2 protein-coding genes are annotated in these 1,649 nt (G+C 69.4%); one reads left to right on the top strand and one right to left on the bottom strand.

Translation table 11 applies throughout. The annotated features are described in order from the left end of the window. Positions 1–112 precede the first annotated feature (112 nt). A complete protein-coding gene (locus tag AQJ27_RS51345; protein ID WP_096240680.1) occupies positions 113–640 on the top strand; it encodes a hypothetical protein in 528 nt (175 codons plus the stop codon). Here the strand turns inward: AQJ27_RS51345 and AQJ27_RS51340 are convergent. Beyond that, positions 588–1,436 carry an IS5 family transposase gene (locus AQJ27_RS51340; protein WP_096240678.1) on the bottom strand — a complete coding sequence of 283 codons (849 nt, stop codon included), beginning with the start codon at positions 1,434–1,436 and terminating at the stop codon, positions 588–590. The two genes, AQJ27_RS51345 and AQJ27_RS51340, sit on opposite strands and share 53 nt — an antisense overlap. Positions 1,437–1,649: the final 213 nt, after the last annotated feature.

The raw sequence follows: 1,649 nt of genomic DNA, 5'->3' as shown, positions 1-1,649 counted from the left end.
TGATCGTTTGATTTTTGCTGGTCAGGCATGGTTTCGCTCGGGGTGAGGGAGGGATGCGGCGTCTTGTGTCCGCTTCGTGGTCGAGGGGTGCGCGGTGGCGTCGGTGCTGAGAATGCTGGAGGAGCGGGAGGCGGCTGCCCGTGTGCGGGTGGAGGGTCTGCGGGAGGAAGCCGCACGGCTGGCCGGGGTGTTGGAGGCCGCGGAGATCGAGCTGGACCGGCGGGTGATCGCGCGGGAGGAGCTGGTCGAGGCGTTGACCGCCTCTGCGGCCGAGACGATTGCCGTGACCGAGTCCCTGCCCGAGGCCGGGGCCGAGCAGGAATCAGCGCCCTCGCTCGCACCGGTGCCGGGCTCGACGGTGCCTTTCTGGCGGGACGGGCTGCCGGTGACGGTGCTGGCGCCGGACTACCAGCGGATTCTGGGTGTGGTGGAGGAGCGGTCCCCGGCGGGCCAAGGACCGCTGAAGGCCAGGGAGATCGCGGTTCAGCTGGGCCTTCAGGCGACGCCGGCGAAGGTCGAGGGGGTGCGCTCGAAGGCCAGGCGTCTGGCAGAGCGCGGGTGGCTTCTGCAGGAGACGTCGGGGACATTCAGCACCGGTCGGCGGCCCGTGGCCGTGCCAGACGCCGGCTCATCCGCGTGACCATCGACCACCGGATCATCGCCTCGCTGGAAGCGGGCAGGGTCTCGTAATCCCGGGCCAGACGGCGGGAGTTGAGAAGCCACGCAAATGTGCGTTCCACCACCCACCGCCTCGGGAGCACCACGAATCCCTCCATGTCATCGGTGCGTTTGACGATTTCCAAGGTGAGGGCGAGTTTCTGTCGGCACCAGTCGACGATGGAGCCGGTGTAGCCGCCGTCGGCCCAGACGAGGGTGATGTCGCGGTGCAGGGCGCGCAGCCGGGCCAGCAGGCCCGCGGCGGCGTCCCGGTCGCCGATGTTCGCGGCGGTGACCGCGACGACCAGGAGCAGACCGAGTGTGTCGGTCACGATGTGCCGCTTGCGGCCCGGCACCTTCTTCCCACCGTCGTAGCCGCGTGAGGCGGCCCGCACCGAAGCCGCTGCCCGCACCGACTGCGCGTCGATGACCCCCGCCGTGGGCTCGGCCTCACGGCCTTCGTGTTCACGGACCTTCCCGCGCAGGCGGTCGTGGAACTCGGTGATCAGCCCGTGCTTGCGCCAGCGACGGAAGAAGGCGTAGACCCGGCCCCAATCGGGGAAGTCCGCGGGCATCGCCCGCCACGAGATCCCGCCTGCTACCAGGTAACGGATCGCGTCCAGCATCTGGCGGTGGCAGTAGCCCTCGGGCTGCCCGCCCCGCCCCTGGAGCCAGGCCGGCACCGGCAGCAACGGCCGGATGGCCGCCCACTCCGCGTCCGTCATGTCCGACGGATACCGGCGCACCCGATCGGGATGATCGGCCGCGTTGCCGTACATGTGCGCGAGGCAATCACACGATGGAGCAACCGAGTTGAAGCGGGCGGGCATGGGCGCGTACAACAACGACAACAGGGCCTCCGGGAACCGCTCGGAATGGGGTCGCACCCCCGAGCTACCAGGAGGCCCTGTCCTCATGCGCGTACCGCCGGAAGATCACCCGACCAGGAACTCCGTTCGATCTGCACGTTCCAAGATCGGTTGAGATACGGC

Source organism: Streptomyces olivochromogenes (assembly GCF_001514115.1).
Classification (GTDB): Bacteria; Actinomycetota; Actinomycetes; order Streptomycetales; family Streptomycetaceae; genus Streptomyces; species Streptomyces olivochromogenes.
This window is presented reverse-complemented; position numbering and strand designations above follow the sequence as displayed.